General features: G+C 58.7%; 1 pseudogene. It reads left to right on the plus strand.

Features of this window, described 5'->3' with window-relative positions:
* Positions 1 to 447: pseudogene (locus tag J8I87_RS44130) on the plus strand (hypothetical protein); the annotation flags it as partial.
* Positions 448 to 608: the final 161 nt, after the last annotated feature.

Genomic DNA, 608 nt, shown 5'->3' on the forward strand with positions numbered 1-608 from the left:
CGGTATATCGAGGTCTGGGAGTATCCGGACGGCCGGATCGAGATCCGGGCGGATGACCGGGTGCTGCCGTACCGGCAATACGACCGGCTCGCGGAAATTGATCAGGGTGTGGTCGTTGAGCACAAGCGTCTGGGTCATGTCCTTCAGGTCGCGCAGGCAATCCAGGCGCAACGTGACAACCGCCGCATCGGCAAGGCGCCCTCGCGGGCCCATCTCGGTGCCGCAACCAAGGCTGCCGGCAGTTCACCGGGCAAAAAGAAGCAACGCGAATTTACGCAGGTCGATGTCGAACAGGTGATCGTGGAGCTGGGTGAACAAAGAAAGGAGCAGCTTCAGAAAGGAGCAGCTTCAGCCTCGCAAACCTGGCCGGCGCTCTGCAGGGGACAGTGGAACAGGCGTAAGCGCCCTGCCGCTTCAGGCGCCATCCTTCGACACTGCGTGAGCTGAACCCCAGAGATACAGATTGCTAACCCCGCAAAAGCGGACATTTGAACTTGGCCGGCACGCGGACATTTGAATCTGGCTTTGACACTTGTGTAGGTCCCAAATAGAAATGTCGGGTTTCCGCTAAATAGAAATGTCGTGTTCCGGGTAGTTTGAGCGCCGGA

Source organism: Paraburkholderia sp. LEh10, assembly GCF_017814945.1.
Lineage (GTDB): Bacteria > Pseudomonadota > Gammaproteobacteria > Burkholderiales > Burkholderiaceae > Paraburkholderia.